This is a genomic window from Segatella copri (genome assembly GCF_009494835.1).
GTDB lineage: Bacteria > Bacteroidota > Bacteroidia > Bacteroidales > Bacteroidaceae > Prevotella > Prevotella copri_F.
Genome location: NZ_VZBE01000082.1, coordinates 18,215 through 35,703 on the forward strand (window position 1 = coordinate 18,215; position 17,489 = coordinate 35,703).

Below are 17,489 nucleotides of genomic sequence, written 5' to 3' on the forward strand. Positions count from 1 at the left end.
TTACTTTTTAGTTCATCTGTATCTCATATCGTTGGATTTCGGGTGCAAAAGTAGAACGAATATTGGATACAACCAAATTTTTAAGCACTGAAAAATACTGAAAAATGCCATTTTTAGCAAAATAGTACACTGATTTATGCTTAAAATCGTTAAAGTTGTACGATTTTCGGATAATTGAACAAGGATTTCTGATATTATTTGTATTTTTGCAGCCGGAATCAATAATTCCCTAAAAAATGGCAATTTCCAAGAAAAAGAGCCGTTTGACTTACGAAAGTATAAGTAAGATTTAAGAAAATAACCAAAACGAAATGAAGCAGAAAAATGACATTGTAAACCTGATTGTGAGGGTTGAGCATCATTTATGCCCTCTATATTGTGGTGTGGTAGACCGCCGACGCATTATCGCCTTTCTACTTCTGACGATAAGCGAGCTGGTTATCATACCTTATCATATTATGCTCTTTTTGCTGGTGAAAGAACCTTATGGTTTAAGCCTCTGTGGCTTGCATACATTCGTGTTCTGCCTCCTGCAGTTCCTGATTTGGAAACGGAAGATTGCTTTCGTGAAGGGTATCTCTTCTCTTTATCTTCTGATGTTCGCCAAACTGGCTCTTGATAGCGTATTTTGCATCAATTTCGGTTTGGCTAATGATAATTTGAGCGTTGTCAGCAACCTGTTTGTCGTCTTTATCCTGGCTATTACAGCGTTAAGCCAAGCTTTGTATAAGACTTGTACCATCATCACGGTGGGTATGATACCGATGTTGCTGATATACCTGTTCAGTATTCCGCTTATGCCAGTTCTGTTCAGTATGAAGACTATTTTCCTGGGTTTCATGATGCTGGTTTATGTGGCAGTATATAATATGAGTATTGTAACCAAGGGGTTACGCCAGCCGAAACGGATGGGTCGGGTTGAAAACAAGGCGTTGAATATGCTTGCCGATTTGAAGGATAATCAACCGGAAGCAGCAGAAAGCCTGATGAAGCGTCTGACTCCTGATGTCCGGGAGAAGATTATTACCCATGCTTCTGAACATCTGTTTAATGAAGAATTGAATAGAGTGGCGTGGGATCAGGTTTGTGATGGGCTTACGTTCAGCGAAAAGGAAATATGCAAGCTGATTCTTCAGGGGCATACTTTAAAGGAAATTTGTGCAGAACTCAATAAGAGTGAATCAAATATCACCAGCCAGCGTTGCCATATTCGCAAAAAGTTGAATATGGACCGTCGCGATGATTTAAGGAGAACCTTGGAAGTAAGGTTCTATGATGCGCAGAAACAAGTAAAAAAGTCAGAAGCCGAGAACTCCTGACTTTTATGGATATTCTTATTTCTTGATCATTATTCTTCCAATCTGAGAAATGCTTTCGGAAGATACTGTATAATGTCGCTGGCGATGAGGCTCTCTTTACCCAGATCTTTGGCTGCAAGATCGCCAGCCAGACCATGAAGATGCATACCCAGGCGACAGGCATCTTCCTGTTGGTATCCTCTTGCCAGAAGACCGGTGATGATACCTGTCAGCACATCACCGCTGCCTGCTGTAGCCATACCGCTGTTGCCCGTACTGCAGAAATCAATCTTTCCGTCAGGGTAGCAGAGTGCAGAATAATGTCCCTTTAATATAATGTATGCCTGGAGGCGTTCTGCCAGTTCGCTTGCCTTCATCAGTCTTTCGGTACAGCTGCTGCTCGCATTGCCGGCAAGCCGGTCGAACTCCTTCGGATGAGGTGTCATGATGATGTTCTTTGGCAACTGCTGCATCCACGCCCTATGGCTGGAAAGAATATTGAGCGCATCGGCATCAATGACTAGCGGACAGGTAGCACGGCGCAGTTGGGCGATGAGGGCGATGGCTGTTGTCTCGTTCTGTCCCAATCCGGGACCTACGCCCAGCGCATCGAACATCTCTGTATCTACCGGTTCGCTGAATATGGTTTCTTCAGCATCCATCTGCAGTACCGCTTCAGGTACCGAAATCTGCATGATTTCATAATTCCGTTTTGGGGTATGGGCTGTTACCTTGCCCGCACCGGTTCTCAGACAAGCCTTGGTGGCTAATACCGAAGCGCCGCTCATGCCGTAACTTCCCGCTATGAGCAGCGCATTACCCATGCTGCCTTTATGAGCAAAGTCGCTGCGCGATTTCAGGAGCGGACGGATGTCGTTCTCTTCGAGTATGCGGCACCGGCACTCCGTATTCTGGATGAATTCCTGGGAAAGTCGGATGTCGAGAACGCGCAGTCTGCCCAGGTACTGCTGGTTATCCGCCATCAGCATCGACAGTTTCTTCTGCTGCAGGGTAAGGGTCAGACTGGCACGGATGATGTTGGCATGGATATTATAGGAATTGTCCTCGGTCATCAGTCCCGAAGGGATATCGATGCTTACTACCTTGGCAGGACTCTGGTTGATATATTTCACCATCGCGGCGAATCCACCAGCCAATGGTTTGTTGAGTCCGCTTCCAAAGAGTCCGTCCACCACCAGCGTTTCTGCATTGAGCTTAGGAGGGTCCAGATTGGTGGTAATCTCAGTAAATTTCACTCTCTTTGCATCCAGCAGACGCTTCTTGTTGGCAAGACAGTCTGCCGACAGCTTATTCTGTACATTAAAGAGGTATACACTTACATCATATCCATCCTCGCTGAGCATTCTGGCTACAGCAAGTGCATCGCCGCCGTTATTACCCGGACCGGCGAAGACAACTACTAGAGTGCGGTTAGACCATTCCTCTTCTATGGCGCGTGTCAGCGCTTTGGCTGCACGTTCCATCAGGTTGAGCGAACTGATAGGTTCGTGCTCAATGGTGTATTTATCCAACTCATGAATCTGAGCGCTTGTGAAAATCTTCATATTATCTGATAATCTTAGTATTATCTGCGCGAACTGTCGTGATAATTTGTCAACTCATGCAGATAAACGGTTATTTTCATGCAAAAGTACAAAAAATAGTTGATGAAAGCACGAAGTTTCATGTTTTTTTCGTAATTTTGCAGAAAATATTATTATAGAACAGACTATGAGCATAGTAAAGATCAAGGATAAGAGCTTCAAGACATCGATTCCTGAGGCTGAGATTCTGAAGAAAGTACAGGTCGTAGCAGACCGTCTGAACAAGGATTATGCAGGCAAGAAACCTGTCTTCCTGGCAGTATTGAACGGCGCATTTATCTTTGCAGCCGACTTGATGCGAATGATTACCGTGCCAAGCGAGATTTCATTCGTGAAGTATGCTTCTTACGAGGGTACCTCCTCTACGGGCAGCATGAAGACCCTGATGGGTTTGAACCAGGATTTGGCAGGCCGCCACGTGGTTATCGTAGAGGACATCGTAGATTCCGGTTTCACCATGGCTCACATGATTGAAGACCTGAGGAAGATGAACCCAGCCAGCGTTGAGGTTTGTTCCCTCCTCGTGAAACCAGGCAACTTGAAGGTTGATCTTGATATCAACTATGCTGTTATGGAAATCCCTAACGATTTCATCGTGGGATATGGATTGGATTATGACCAAGAAGGCAGAAACCTCCGCGACATCTACACCATTGTAGAAGAATAGAAGGTGAAGCATGTGGGAGAAAATAAGTGATTATTGCTTGGATGTCTCCAAGTACTTCTTGACTGCTGTATTTGTTACTTCGATGATGCAGGATCTCAATGATGTTCGTTGGATGTTGTATGTTATCAGCGGATTAATAGCAATCATATTGTTTATAGCAGGTATTTATATTAGGAAGAATAAAAAAGATAACGATAAAAAGAAGAAATAATGGCAAATTTAAGTTTGATGGCATTTAATTGCCTTTTAGATATTCCTTTTTTGGGTACATACATTATTTTGGCTATGGTAGGAATCCCTGCTATAGTATTCTTGTTATTTGTTATGACTCCAAAGGGAAAGCAATGGTTTAACAGTATAAACTAGGTTTCTGACACAACATAAATATTTTATATATATATTAAGGTAAAAATGAAAAATATCGTAATTTTCGGCGCTCCAGGTGCAGGTAAAGGCACACAGAGCGACAAGATGATCGAGAAGTATGGTCTCGGTCACATTTCTACAGGTGACGTACTTCGTAACGAAATCAAGAACGGTACAGAACTTGGTAAGACAGCTAAGGGTTATATCGACAATGGTCAGTTGATTCCAGACGAGTTGATGATTGACATTCTCGCAAGTGTATACGATAGCTTCGGTAAGGATCACGCTGGTGTAATCTTCGACGGTTTCCCACGTACCACTCCACAGGCTGAGGCTCTGAAGAAGATGCTTTCTGAGCGTGGTCATAAGATTGCTGCGATGATTGAGTTGGCTGTTCCTGAGGATGAGCTGATGGCTCGCCTGATTAACCGCGGTAAGGAAAGCGGCCGTTCTGATGATAACGAGGAGACTATCAAGAAGCGTCTCAATGTTTATCATACACAGACTGCTCCGCTCATCGACTGGTATGAGAAGGAAGGCATTCATCACCACATCGAGGGTCTCGGTACTGTAGATGAAATCTTCGCTCGTGTTTGCAATGTAATCGACAACTTGTAATCAAGATAAAGAATCTTCCCCGCTATGGTGGGGAAGATTTATTCATTAAATAAATAAAAAGAAAAGAATAAATGGCTGAATCCAATTTCGTAGACTACGTAAAGATACAATGCCGCTCTGGTAAGGGTGGCAAGGGCTCCATGCACCTGCGCCACGTAAAGTACCAGCCTAACGGCGGTCCTGACGGTGGCGACGGCGGACGTGGAGGAAGCATCTATCTCCGCGGCAACCATAACTACTGGACGTTGCTGCACCTCAAGTATCAGCGCCACTTCTTTGCCGAGCATGGTGGAAATGGTGGCCGTGATAAGTGTCATGGAACCGATGGCAAGGATATTTATATCGATGTGCCTTGCGGTACCGTGGTATATAATGCCGAAACAGGCAAGTTTGTATGCGATGTGGCTTATGACGGGCAGGAGGTTCTGCTCCTCAAGGGCGGTCGTGGCGGATTGGGCAACTTCCAGTTCCGTACCTCTACCAACCAGGCTCCTCGCTATGCACAGCCGGGCGAACCTATGCAGGAGATGACCATCATCATGGAGCTCAAGCTCCTTGCCGATGTAGGTCTGGTAGGTTTCCCTAATGCCGGTAAGTCAACTTTGCTGAGTGCTGTATCAAGTGCCCGTCCTAAGATTGCAAACTATCCGTTTACTACGCTCGAACCATCGCTGGGTATCGTAGATTATCGCGATCACCAGAGTTTTGTCATGGCTGATATCCCTGGCATCATCGAGGGCGCGAGCGAAGGAAAAGGTTTGGGCTTGCGATTCCTCCGCCATATTGAGCGCAACTCTCTGCTGCTCTTCATGGTTCCGGGCGATACTGACGACATCAAGAAAGAATATGAAGTATTGCTGGGCGAACTGAAGAACTTCAATCCAGAGATGCTCGACAAGCATCGCGTGCTGGCTATCACCAAGTGCGATCTGCTCGACGAAGAACTGATTGAAATGCTCAAGGAAACTTTGCCTACCGATCTTCCGGTGGTCTTCATCTCGTCTGTTACCGGACAGGGTATCCAGGAGCTGAAGGACGTGCTCTGGAAGGAACTCAATTCTGAGAGCAACAAGCTTCAGGAGATTACTGCCGAAGATACGCTTGTTCACCGTGACAAGGATATGTCTCGCTTCCAGCAGGAACTGGCTGCAGAGGGCGAGGATGTAGTAGAATATATTGATGAGGATGAAATCGAGGATGTTGACGACCTCGATGATTTCGAATACGAATAAATGTTATGATCAAAGAATATCAGGTAGCTTCTGGTGTCAAGGCTTTCTCTACTACCCGCAAGGGAGGAGTGAGCCAGGGCAACTATGGCGAATTTAATATCAATGAGTTTTGCGGTGACAATGCAGAACATGTGGCTGAAAACCGCAAGCGTCTTGCCACAGAGTTGGGTATTGATACAGCCCATCTCATCATGCCCCATCAGGTGCATGGAGTAGAGGTGCGCAATATTGCCGGTGAGTTTCTCACCATGCCTGAAAATATCCGCAAGATGGTGCTCGAAGGTGTAGATGCCGTGATGACTGACCAGAAAGGTGTATGTATCGGTGTTTCTACTGCCGATTGCATCCCTGTGCTTCTTTATGATGAGGAGCATCATGCTGTGGCTGCCATCCATGCCGGCTGGCGTGGTACGCTGGCTCGCATCGTGCATAAAACCATTCAGGAGATGGCGTTTACCTATCATACCGACCCGAAGAAGTTGAAGGCGGTGATAGGGCCGGGCATTTCGCTCGACCATTTCGAGGTGGGCGATGAAGTTTACGAGGCGTTCGAGCAGGCAGCTTTCCCTATGGAAGAGATTGCCGAACAGCGTCCTAATGCCGCCTTCTCGGTAGATCCTGCTGAGCGTGAGCGCCTGGCTGCTGAGGGTAATATCGTGCAGCCGCTGAAATGGCATCTCAATCTTCCGCTCTGCAATAGACAGATTCTTCTGCATTGTGGAGTGGCCGAAGAGAATATCCAGGATTGTGGCATCTGTACCTTTGCCCACAGCGATGAGTACTTCTCTGCCAGAAAGCTGGGTATAGAGAGCGGCAGAATCTTCACAGGCATCTTGTTGAAGTAAAAGCCTGGTAGCAGGTAAGTATCAGATAGTTTTCAAGATAACATCCATTTTTCCTTTTCTGTAAGAACGGAGAGGGAGAAATGGATGTTTTTCAGTTTATAGTTAATAGTTTATAGAATTTTTGAGAATCAGAAAAGAAAAAGTAAATAATGAAAAGAATGAAAAAAGGATTGCGGCTATTGGCTGTGGCAGGACTCATGGTGTTCTCGCTGAGCAGCTTTATGCCCGCTAAAAATGTATTCACGGCAGCCGAACAGCAGCAGGTGAGTATTGCAACACCCGGTCTCTTTGCCCAGAGTCAGGCATTTAATGTAGACTTTGAGATATTCCGAGCTAAGGAATATTCCTTCCCGCTTCCTGTGGGCAAAGCAACCCTTCTGAACAATCATGTGTTGCGTATCTCTACCTCTAAAGGCGATGCTGTCAAGGCGATGCTCGAAGGTTATGTGCGACTTTCCAGAAAGTCGGAATCAATGGGTAATGTCATCGTGGTGCGCCACGATTGCGGTCTGGAAACCGTTTATGCCAACAATGCTGAGAACCTGGTTAAGGTAGGACAGCATGTGGATGCCGGACAGACGATTGCCATTGTAGGCTCTAAGGAGGGGGAAACTTATTGCGACTTCTCTATCATGGTGAATGGCGGTAGGTTGAATCCGGAAACTTTCGTAGAGTTGAAATCGCATAAGTTGCGCCGCCAGACGGTGCAGTTCCGCAAGCAGGGTGCCCGTGTCATCGCTTCGGTTATCGGTGGCAAGGATTCTTCTGTAGGAAGAAATGCTGAGGCTGACAAGGAGGCATCTGGCAAGAAAAAGGGTGGAATAGGCGATGGAATGACGCTCGACCCTGATGAGGTTAATGATCCGTTTACCATTACCAATACTTTCGAGCTCGATTTGGAAAAGATAGAAAAGACCGCCTGGGCTTATCCTTTGCCGGGTGCTAAGGTAATCAGTCCTTATGGTGGCAAGCGCCGCCATTCGGGAGTTGACCTCAAGACGTGTCCGAATGATGAGATTGTGGCTGCCTTTGATGGTAAGGTTGTTGCATCAGGACCTTATTTTGGCTATGGCAACTGCATCCGTATCAAGCATGCTTATGGTTTCGAGACGCTCTACAGTCATCAGAGCAGAAACAAGGTGAAGAAGGGCGATAAGGTAAAGGCTGGTCAGGTAATCGGCTTGACGGGCCGTACCGGTAGAGCGACTACAGAGCACCTCCATTTCGAGGTTAGCTTTGGTGGCAGACGACTGGACCCAGCCATCATTTATGACCACGGCAAGCATCAATTGAAGCCTGTAACCCTTCATCTAACGAAGGGTAGGGGCGTCAAGAGTGTAAAGAACCGTTAGCCGTTTTACTCTTCACTCTTCACCTTTCGCCTGGAAACCCTAGTGTTTATCGGCATTTCGAGGGGTGAAGAGTGTTTGGGCACTCTTCACCCACTCTTCACCACTCTTCACCCTGGTCGTTTCGGCTCCAATCTGTTTCTGTTTCGGCGGATTTGCAATCCGCTAAAAGGACCGGCGCAAGAAACGCAAACTCGCTTGAGGCTGTGCGGGTGAAGAGTGGTGAAGAGTGGGTGAAGAGTTGAAAGAAACTCTTCACCCCTCGAAACACCGATAAACACAGGGGTTTCCGAAGGAAAGGTGAAGAGTGAAGAGTTTTTTCCTATCCGTTACTTCCACCGCTTTTCCCCTGGATTTTACCGACTGTTTATGCAGAACAGCCCACTGGCAACATTGGCGCTAGTGGGCTGTTCTTCGAATACTAGTATACTGTCTTTCGCTTGCTAGTACTCTATTTCGGTTTTCCCCATTGTCAGAAAACAGTTCGCCCGTGCGCTGTTATCAGACAGCACACGGGCGAAACATGTATTTATGATAGAGAAGTATTATTTCTTCTTCTGGGATTTACGATTGGCTCTCTGCTGGCGATACTTTGCCTTCTGACGGGCAGAGCCACTACCGTGAGCACCCGTTATGTACTTTTTCTTCTTGGCTTTGGTCTTCACCTTGTCGTCGTCATCCTTCTTAGGACCACCGCCGCCTTTGAAGACCATACCGCCCATGATAATATCGTCAATTTCACTCATATACCTTAATTATATAATAAATTAGTGATGGAAGAGGCGAACGTGAGTAAACGCCATAGCGATGCCGTACTTATCGCAGGTATCAATAACATTATCGTCACGGATACTACCGCCTGCTTCTGCTATGTATTCAACACCACTCTTGTGAGCACGCTCAATATTGTCGCCGAATGGGAAGAAAGCATCACTACCAACGCTCACACCCTTGTTCTGTGCAATCCAAGCCTTCTTCTCCTCGCGGGTCAATGGCTCAGGCTTCTCAGTAAAGAACTGCTCCCAAACGCCGTCCTGCAATACATCCTCCCACTCATCAGAGATGTAGACATTGATGGTATTGTCGCGGTCGGCACGACGGATCTTCTCCTTGAAAGGCAGGTTCATCACCTTAGGACACTGGCGCAACCACCACTCATCAGCCTTAGAACCAGCCAGACGGGTACAGTGGATACGGCTCTGCTGACCGGCACCGATACCGATAGCCTGACCATCCTTTACGTAGCATACAGAGTTACTCTGAGTATACTTCAGGGTGATGAGCGAGATGATCAGATCGCGCTTAGCCTCAGGAGTGAAAGTCTTGTTCTTGGTAGGAACATCCTCGAAGAGAGCAGGATCATCAAGCTTCACCTCGTTACGTCCCTGTTCGAAGGTAACACCGAACACCTGCTTGCGCTCGATAGGAGCTGGCACATAGTCAGGATCAATCTTGATAACGCAGTAGGTACCCTTGCGCTTCTCCTTCAGAACCTCGATAGCCTCAGGAGTATAGCCCGGAGCAATGACACCATCGCTTACCTCACGCTTGATGAGGAGGGCTGTAGCCTCGTCGCATACATCGCTCAGCGCAACAAAGTCGCCATAAGAGCACATGCGGTCAGCACCACGGGCACGTGCATAGGCACAAGCCAATGGAGAGAGCTCAAACTTGACATCATCAACGAAGTAAATCTTCTTCAATGTGTCGCTCAGAGGCAAGCCGATAGCTGCACCGGCAGGAGAAACGTGTTTGAAACTAGCGGCAGCAGGCATTCCTGTAGCAGCCTTGAGTTCCTTGACCAATTGCCAGGAATTGAAGGCATCCAGGAAGTTGATGTAGCCAGGACGGCCGTTGATCACTTCGATAGGAAGTTCCCTTCCGTCATCCATATAGATGCGAGAAGGTTTCTGATTTGGATTACATCCGTACTTAAGTGCTAATTCTTTCATCTTCTAAGAAATGTATTTTGGAATTTGGCGCAAAGTTACAAAAAATGATTGAGATATTGGACTTCTGTTTCGTAAAAAGCCCTAAAAAGCAGCATTTTTATGATATAAAGCATTTTTTTTACCCCAAAACATAAAAAAGTCGGGAAAAATGTACTCTGTTTCATTCTTTTTCAGTACTTTTGCTCCCAGTTAGTAAATATGAGAGGATTGTTATGAAACAGGATTTGAAAGTTCTTGCTGAACACATAGAAAAGAAGGTTGGCAAGGCACATGTTTTCCACAAAATGTGGGATGTTTTAAAAGGGAAGGAGAAGCCTTCCCGCCAGACTTTGGACAAGCTGGCGCTGCTTGCCGGATTCCAGAGTTGGGATGATTTCCAAGGTGCTTTACACGGCACGGAGGATGGGCTCGTGAATTATGATGCGGGCGAAAAATAAAAGAATGGAGCATGGTTGGTTTAGTAGGCAGCCATGATTTATTTAATTGTAAAGATAGTTGTTTTTCGGTATAAGATTGTAGATATAAAAAAGGGAATCCGGTCGTGAGACTGGATTCCCTTTATTTTTTTTCTGATTAGGTCTCCTAAGAAAAATTATTCTGCACCCTTAGCTACAGTCTTCTTCTCAGCGATACGAGCCTTCTTACCAGTAAGCTTACGCAAGTAATACAACTTAGCGCGACGAACCTTACCATGCTTGTTCACCTCGATAGAATCGATAGCTGGTGACTCGATAGGGAAGATACGCTCAACACCTACAGTACCAGACATCTTGCGAACTGTAAAACGCTTCTTGTCACCATGACCAGAGATCTTGATAACAACACCACGATAGAGCTGGATACGCTCCTTAGTACCCTCGACGATTTTGTAAGCGACTGTGATAGTATCACCTGCCTTGAACTCAGGGAACTTCTTGCCGGTTGCAAATGCTTCTTCAGCAACTTTAATCAAATCCATTTTTTTGTATAAAATTAAAAATTGTTTGTCGTTCCAACGCAACATGGACTTGGACAACACTTCTGCCCAGACAACAGCGGTTACGCCGAAAAGCGGGTGCAAAGTTACTACTTTTTCTTGTATCTCGCAAATTTTCAGTCACTTTCTTTCTTTTTTCTCGCAGATTTAACTCTTTTTCTTTCTTGTCAACGTCTTTTCCCACAGATTTCACGGATTTCACAGATTTATTTTGTATCTTTGCGCTCTAAAAGTATTTAGTGTATTAAGTATGAAGAAAAAATATAATATCAAGATTTACCTTGCTTCGGCAGTCATGCTGCTGATGGCAAGTCCGGCTTTCGCCCAGAAATACAAGGTGGCGAAGGTGGAGAGAACCCGAATATTGGTTGATCAGAAATGGGATGCACAGCCTGATGCTGAGGCTGCCAGGTTTATCGCTCCTTATAAGAGTAAGGTAGACAGTATCATGGGCCCTGTTGTGGGTCATATTGCTCATGATATGACCCGTCACCGTCCGGAGAGCGAACTCAGTAACTTGCTCTGTGACATACTGATATGGGGTGGCAAGCAGTTTGAAGAACAGCCTGTTTTCGCTGTTTACAATATGGGTGGCATCCGTTCTAATCTTGCCAAGGGTAAGGTTACTATAGGCGATGTGAACGATATGGCTCCTTTCGAGAACAAAATCTGTTTCCTAACCTTGAAGGGTGATAAGGTTCTGGAGCTTTTCCAGCAGATAGCTCATCGTGGTGGCGAAGGCTTGAGCCATGCCGTTAGAATGGTTATCACCAGGGATGGCAAACTGAAGAGCGTTACGCTGAATGGTGAACCTGTTGATCCGGAGAAGAGTTACCGCATTGCTACCCTCGATTATCTTGCCGAAGGTAATGACCAGCTCGTAGCCTTCAAGAGCGGAACCGATGTCTTTGCTCCTAAGCAGAAAGAGAACAATGTGCGCTACATCATCATGAATTATTTCCGTGAGATGCAGGCACAGGGCAAGATGGTGGAATCCAAGATTGAAGGCAGATGCTCAGTTGATAGTTTATAGTTAACAGTTTATAGTTAATAGTTTATAGTTAACAGTTTATAGTTTATAGACGATAGTTTATAGTTGATAGTTCTGATGAAACATACATTATTATATATAGGTCTGGTTCTGGCATCTTTCGTGATGCAGCCAGCAGCCGTTCAAGCTAAGGCTAAGAAAGAGGCAAAGGTGGTAAAGCAGCTCGTAGTGCTCCATACCAACGATACGCATTCATGCGTGATGCCAATCAATCCGAATCTCGCAGATACGGCAACAGCAAATCGTGGCGGTTTTCTCCGTAGGGTGGCGATGATTAAGGAAGAGCGCAAGGCGAATCCCGACTTGCTGCTCTTTGATAGTGGCGATTTCTCACAGGGTTCACCTTATTACTCTCTCTTCAAGGGAGATGTAGAAGTAGGACTGATGAACGAGATGAAATATGATGCCGCTACCATCGGCAACCACGAGTTCGATTTCGGAATAGACAACATGGTGCGCATCTTCAAGATGGCGAAGTTTCCTATCGTCTGTTCCAACTATGATTTCACTGGTACCGAACTGGCAAATATCGTAAAGCCTTACACCATTATCAAGCGCAAGGGACTGAAGATTGGCGTTTTCGGCTTGTGTCCGGAACTTGCCGGTCTGGTAATTGAAGCCAACTATGGCTGCATCAAATATCTCGATCCTATCGCCAAGGCAAAGGAAATGACAGAGATATTGAAGAAGAAAGAGAAGTGTGATGTCATCATCTGCATCTCCCACCTGGGCTGGAAGATAGATGGCATCGACGATTCTGAGGTAGCCCCAGCCACCCGTGACATCGACCTGATACTGGGCGGTCATAGCCATACCTACTTCAAGCAGTTGGAGTATCTGAATAATCTCGATGGCAAACCGGTGCCAATCGACCAGAACGGCAAGAGCGCTATCTGGGTTGGCAAGATGACTTTGGATATCGTAAAGAATAAATAAAAGAAGAAGGTAGATACCTGGCAAAACGCGAGGTGTCAGCCTTCTTAAGAATCCATGAGAAGTTATAAACCATATATCATCAAACTATGCATCGTTTTCCTCTGCTTTTGGGGCTGGATACTTACCGGTTCAGCCCAGAAGGTAGAGACAAACGATTATTTCTATGTGCTCAATACCCAACAGGGTCTTTCTGATAATTGTATCCTACAGATGATACAGTTGGCAGATGGCAGGTTGGCAGTGAGAACTCGCAAGGGCATCAATCTCTACAATGGAAGGCGTTTCACCTTTATCCCTCTTCCTGCAGAAAAGGCAGAAAGCATCACGAAATACAAGGGGCAGACGCATCTTTATGCTGATAGCCAGGATAGACTTTGGATAAAGGAATACCAGAAGATATTTTGTATTCAGCTTGCAGAGGGCAGACTTCAGGAGCATCCCCTTGATTCTCTGCCAGGAAATGGAAAAGAGAATAAGATGAGGATAATCCCAAACACTCCTACTGGGAATGCTATTCAGGACCTGTTTGTAGATAGCAGGAAGAATGTCTGGGTTGTTATGGGTGATTCGCTGCTCAATACGCAGGATGGTAATCTGATTCATTTGAAGAAGGAATGGGGGAGTCTGCAGGATTTAGATACCGATGGCAAACAAGTTTATGCTTTCATGAATTCGGGAATCGTGGCGGTTTTTCAGAAAGATAAGCTGGTTTATGCCGCTTCTGCCTATTCAACAGCCGAAGTTCAGCATTATCGGAATACCTCGCTCACTATTCAGACGCTGAGCGGACAGTTTTACCAGATTAGGACCGGACGTGATGAGAAGAACAAGGCGGATGCTTCCATTTTCCTGCATTTCAATCCTGAAACCCGGAAGTTTTCCAGGATATTCGCATGCAATTACATCTTGCATACGTTGAATATGTCATCAGACAATCAGGCTTTGATCAGCAGTCAGCATGGTTATCTGATGTTCGACTTCAAGTTGGGAACTACTCCACGCGAGGTAAGGGAATTGTCTTTACCTGATGGAAAATCGCTCACCACGGGCATCAATACGGTTTATCGGGATAAGGAAGGAGCCATCTGGCTGGGAACCTATCACGATGGTTTAATCTATGTTTCACCTATGTTGGGTCTCTTTTTTACGATAGACCAGCCCTGGTGGCAGTCGGGATGGGCGATAGCTGGCTTTGTTGTCTTCCTTGCGACTTTGGCGGGCATCATCACTCTTTATCTTCGTAGAAGAAAGAGGATAAATGTAATAAATACTGATTCTATTAAAGATGAAGTTCCTTTATTGCCAGCGGATAGCCAGCAGCAGGAAACAGCCGAAACTCTTAATCAGGAGCCTGAACTGATACTTCAGGTGCGTGCTCTGGTAGAGCAGCATCTTGAAGATGGCGAATATGGTGTAGAGCAACTGGCGAGGGACCTCTGCATGGAGCGGACGGGACTTTATAAAAAGCTGACGGCTCTGATCGATACTACACCTGTTGCATTTATCCGCAGTATCCGCCTTTATCGTGCAGCTTCTTTGCTTCAGGAAGGCAAACTCACCGTGAATGAAATTGCGGAGAGGACGGGCTTCAGTTCGCCCAGTTATTTCACAAAGTGTTTTAAGAAGGAATTTGGCGTATTGCCTTCAGAATATAGATAAATCGTGCCGGAATAGCCTTGGAAGGGGCTTTTTCGGTATGATTCAACAAATGTACCACTCGAATCATCATTTGTTTTATCCCTTTTCTAACATTTAGCATTACCTTTGCAGCAGAAATCCAATCCTATGTATTTGGAATTGGATAAATCATAAACCCTCTAATAAAATAAACAAAAGTATGCTAAGGAATTTATCTTTCATTGCCCTTTTGGGCATCGCTGCCGTTGGTGTTCCAAGTGAACTCAGCGCCAAGAGCGTAAAGGTGGCAAGCACCCAGAAAGGTGCGGCTGCCAAGTCCATCACCCGTCAGGTGGCTCAACAGAATGTAACCATCGAATTCTATTCTCCATCCATCGTCCGCATCTTGAAATCAGATGCCGGTGTTGGTGCTTCCGTTCAGAAGAAAAGCTATTCTGTCATCTTGAAACCTCAGCAGATGAAGGGTATTCAAATACAGGAAAACGGGGATATTGTAAATATTAAGTCTAGTTTCATTTCCGTCGAACTGAATCAGCAGACAGGCGAAATCCGCTTCCTTTCGAAGGATGGAAAACTGTTGCTTACCGATACGAAGACCCGTCTGGAAGCCCGCAAGGATGAAGCCAACAAGGGTAAGTACCGCATAGAGCAGGACTTCCGTCTTGCCGACGACGAGGCCATCTATGGCTTGGGACAGCTGCGTGATGTTTATATGAATCAGCGTGGCCGCCAGAATATTGAACTCTGGAATCATAACACTTACATTGCTATCCCTTATTTCACCAGCGAGAAGGGCTATGGTCTTTACTGGGACAATGCCGGAAAAACCTATTTCAATGATGTGGTAGCATCCAGGAACAATAGCAACCAGCCATCATGCACTTCCTTTACCAGCGAAGTGGGAACCTGCGCTGACTACTATTTCATGTACAAGGATGGTACGCAGGATGGAGTCATCGCCAGCATCCGTGAACTCACCGGACAGGCAACCATGTTCCCGAAATGGGCAATGGGCTTCTGGCAATGCCGCGAGCGCTATAAGACCAGCGATGAACTGGCAGGCGTATTGGACAAGTATCGTGAACTGAAGATTCCTACTGATGCCATCGTGCAGGATTGGCAATATTGGGGATGCGATTCCAACTGGAATGCGATGAAGTTCCAGAACCCATATTATATTAATAAGGTGGGCGACCCAGCTTATGCCAAGTATCTTCCTACTGATATGAAGCAGATGAAGGCACAGGGAGAGCCTCGACTGAAGAGTCCGGAGGAAATGGTGAAGTATGTTCACAAGAACGATGCCCACCTGATGATTTCCATTTGGTCAAGTTTTGGTCCTTGGACCGAACAGTATCGTGAGCTGAAGAAGATGAATGCTCTCCTTCCTTTCGATACCTGGCCAAGAAACAATGGCGTGATGCCATACGATGTCTTCAATCCGAAGGCTCGCGACCTCTATTGGAAATATCTTAGTCATCTCTACCAAATGGGATTCGATGCCTGGTGGACCGATTCTACGGAACCAGACCATTTTGAGAAGCCGGGTGATGAGAACTACCAGACCTACGATGGTTCATGGCTTGGAGTGAAAAACGCCTTCCCATTATTGCATAACAAGAGCATCTATGAGCATCAGAGAGCGATGAAGGGCAACACAAAGCGTTCGCTCCAGATGACCCGAAGCGGCAGTTTTGGTATACAGCATTATGGCACTCTCTGCTGGAGCGGCGATGTGTTAGCTTCCTGGAACGAGATGAAGAATCAGATTCCATCGGGTTTGAACTTCTCGCTCTGTGGCATTCCTTTCTGGAATACCGACCTGGGTGGTTTCTTCTACTGGGAGTTTGAACAGAAACCTAAGAATCCTGCTGTTCAGGAATTGCAGACCCGTTGGATGCAATGGGGAACCTTCATGCCATTGATGCGCAACCACTGTTCTGCACCGATGGTAAGCGAACTGTATGAATTCGGAAAACAGGGCGACTGGGCTTATGATGCCATGATTAAGAGCATCAAGCTGCGCTATCGTCTCCTTCCTTACATTTACAGTACAGCAAGCGACTGCGTGCAGAATAGCGGAAGCATGATGCGTGCCCTGGTGATGGACTATGCGGCAGACAAAAAGGCTTCCCGCCTGAACGATGAGTATCTCTTCGGCCGCAACATTCTGGTGAAGCCGGTAACCGATCCTTTATACACCTGGAAGGATAAGGAGAAGAAGGGCCATACCATCTATCCTGATGTAAGGAAGGCAGCTGCACCTGTGAATGTTTACTTGCCAAAGGGTAATAAATGGTATGATTTCTGGACCAATGCTCTGTATGAGGGTGGTCAGGATATCCAGCGCCTTTGTCCTATCGACATCATGCCTGTATTCATCAAGGCTGGTACCATTCTGCCATTCGGTCCTGAAGTGCAGTATAGTTCAGAGAAGCCTTGGGATGAGCTTGAAATCCGTGTCTATCCTGGTGCCAATGGAACGTTTACGCTCTATGAGGACGAGGGCGACAACTATAACTACGAAAAGGGTAAATTCTCTGAAATCAAGTTTGTGTGGGATGAAGCAGGAAGAACCCTGAGCATCGCCTCCCGTAAGGGTAGTTATAAGGGAATGCTCAAGCATCGCAGATTCCACATCGTGCTGGTGGGAGCTGATAGCGGAACAGGCGATCAGCCTATGCAGGCAAGCAAGAGCGTGGAATATGACGGGAAGGCAGTAAAGGTACAACTATAAGATAAACGGTTTTAATAAATCAAGTAATAATACTGAGCCCACTTTAATAAAGTAAACAATAAAGAATCTGTGTAAATCTGTGTAATCTGTGGGATTTTTTATGTCCCACGGATTTCACAGATTTACACAGATTTTTTTGAATTACGTCAGCTCTAATCCATGTTTCATACCTCCTTTTTCTATTGTGAAACTTTTCTGGTAAAAAAAAAGTTGATTCCAC

At 45.9% G+C, this 17,489-nt stretch carries 16 protein-coding genes; 12 read left to right on the forward strand and 4 right to left on the reverse strand.

All coding sequences use genetic code 11. The features are described from left to right. Window positions 1-311 precede the first annotated feature (311 nt). Window positions 312-1,319, forward strand: a complete 1,008-nt coding sequence (locus F7D47_RS12105) for a LuxR C-terminal-related transcriptional regulator (RefSeq protein ID WP_153086014.1) — start codon at window positions 312-314, stop codon at window positions 1,317-1,319. A 29-nt stretch (window positions 1,320-1,348) separates the two neighbouring features. On the opposite strand, the gene F7D47_RS12110 is transcribed toward F7D47_RS12105, so the two are convergent. Continuing rightward, entirely contained in the window at window positions 1,349-2,863 is a 1,515-nt protein-coding gene (locus F7D47_RS12110) for an NAD(P)H-hydrate dehydratase (RefSeq protein WP_153086015.1), read from the reverse strand. A gap of 166 nt (window positions 2,864-3,029) precedes the next feature. Here F7D47_RS12110 and hpt point away from each other — a divergent pair, with 166 nt between their 5' ends. The 6 genes from hpt (at window position 3,030) to F7D47_RS12135 (ending at window position 7,982) form a co-directional block, all read left to right on the forward strand. Further along, entirely contained in the window at window positions 3,030-3,569 is a 540-nt protein-coding gene (gene hpt, locus F7D47_RS12115) for a hypoxanthine phosphoribosyltransferase (RefSeq protein WP_153086016.1), read from the forward strand. Between the two features lie 85 nt (window positions 3,570-3,654). Further along, the gene (locus F7D47_RS15120) at window positions 3,655-3,780 is read left to right on the forward strand and encodes a hypothetical protein (protein WP_418327036.1); all 126 of its coding nucleotides are present in this window, start codon (window positions 3,655-3,657) and stop codon (window positions 3,778-3,780) included. 200 nt (window positions 3,781-3,980) lie between these two features. After that, complete coding sequence (locus F7D47_RS12120) at window positions 3,981-4,553, forward strand: adenylate kinase (RefSeq protein WP_022122168.1); 573 nt, start codon at window positions 3,981-3,983, stop codon at window positions 4,551-4,553. Between the two features lie 71 nt (window positions 4,554-4,624). Further along, window positions 4,625-5,785 carry a GTPase ObgE gene (gene obgE, locus F7D47_RS12125; RefSeq protein ID WP_006848787.1) on the forward strand — a complete coding sequence of 387 codons (1,161 nt, stop codon included), beginning with the start codon at window positions 4,625-4,627 and terminating at the stop codon, window positions 5,783-5,785. 5 nt (window positions 5,786-5,790) lie between these two features. Beyond that, on the forward strand, window positions 5,791-6,630 hold the full coding sequence (pgeF, locus tag F7D47_RS12130) for a peptidoglycan editing factor PgeF (RefSeq protein WP_153086017.1): 840 nt from the start codon (window positions 5,791-5,793) through the stop codon (window positions 6,628-6,630). Between the two features lie 158 nt (window positions 6,631-6,788). Continuing rightward, on the forward strand, window positions 6,789-7,982 hold the full coding sequence (locus tag F7D47_RS12135; RefSeq protein ID WP_153086018.1) for a peptidoglycan DD-metalloendopeptidase family protein: 1,194 nt from the start codon (window positions 6,789-6,791) through the stop codon (window positions 7,980-7,982). A 542-nt stretch (window positions 7,983-8,524) separates the two neighbouring features. On the opposite strand, the gene F7D47_RS12140 is transcribed toward F7D47_RS12135, so the two are convergent. Both F7D47_RS12140 and F7D47_RS12145 read right to left on the reverse strand, forming a co-directional pair. Continuing rightward, window positions 8,525-8,725 carry a hypothetical protein gene (locus F7D47_RS12140; protein ID WP_153086019.1) on the reverse strand — a complete coding sequence of 67 codons (201 nt, stop codon included), beginning with the start codon at window positions 8,723-8,725 and terminating at the stop codon, window positions 8,525-8,527. Window positions 8,726-8,746: 21 nt separating this feature from the next. Then, entirely contained in the window at window positions 8,747-9,931 is a 1,185-nt protein-coding gene (locus F7D47_RS12145; protein WP_006848783.1) for a phosphoribosylaminoimidazolecarboxamide formyltransferase, read from the reverse strand. Between the two features lie 212 nt (window positions 9,932-10,143). On the opposite strand from F7D47_RS12145, the gene F7D47_RS12150 reads away from it, so the two are divergent. After that, complete coding sequence (locus tag F7D47_RS12150) at window positions 10,144-10,368, forward strand: hypothetical protein (protein WP_022122172.1); 225 nt, start codon at window positions 10,144-10,146, stop codon at window positions 10,366-10,368. A gap of 155 nt (window positions 10,369-10,523) precedes the next feature. On the opposite strand, the gene rplS is transcribed toward F7D47_RS12150, so the two are convergent. Then, window positions 10,524-10,934: a 50S ribosomal protein L19 gene (gene rplS, locus F7D47_RS12155; protein WP_411197477.1), complete on the reverse strand. Its 411-nt coding sequence runs from the start codon at window positions 10,932-10,934 to the stop codon at window positions 10,524-10,526. Window positions 10,935-11,157: 223 nt separating this feature from the next. On the opposite strand from rplS, the gene F7D47_RS12160 reads away from it, so the two are divergent. The 4 genes from F7D47_RS12160 (at window position 11,158) to F7D47_RS12175 (ending at window position 17,269) form a co-directional block, all read left to right on the forward strand. Next, complete coding sequence (locus F7D47_RS12160; RefSeq protein ID WP_437181626.1) at window positions 11,158-11,940, forward strand: 5'-nucleotidase C-terminal domain-containing protein; 783 nt, start codon at window positions 11,158-11,160, stop codon at window positions 11,938-11,940. A gap of 123 nt (window positions 11,941-12,063) precedes the next feature. Then, window positions 12,064-12,894, forward strand: coding sequence for a bifunctional metallophosphatase/5'-nucleotidase (locus F7D47_RS12165; protein WP_153086033.1), 831 nt, complete (start codon window positions 12,064-12,066; stop codon window positions 12,892-12,894). A gap of 54 nt (window positions 12,895-12,948) precedes the next feature. Then, window positions 12,949-14,553: a helix-turn-helix domain-containing protein gene (locus F7D47_RS12170; RefSeq protein WP_153086020.1), complete on the forward strand. Its 1,605-nt coding sequence runs from the start codon at window positions 12,949-12,951 to the stop codon at window positions 14,551-14,553. Window positions 14,554-14,731: 178 nt separating this feature from the next. Further along, window positions 14,732-17,269: a glycoside hydrolase family 31 protein gene (locus tag F7D47_RS12175; protein ID WP_153086021.1), complete on the forward strand. Its 2,538-nt coding sequence runs from the start codon at window positions 14,732-14,734 to the stop codon at window positions 17,267-17,269. Window positions 17,270-17,489: the final 220 nt, after the last annotated feature.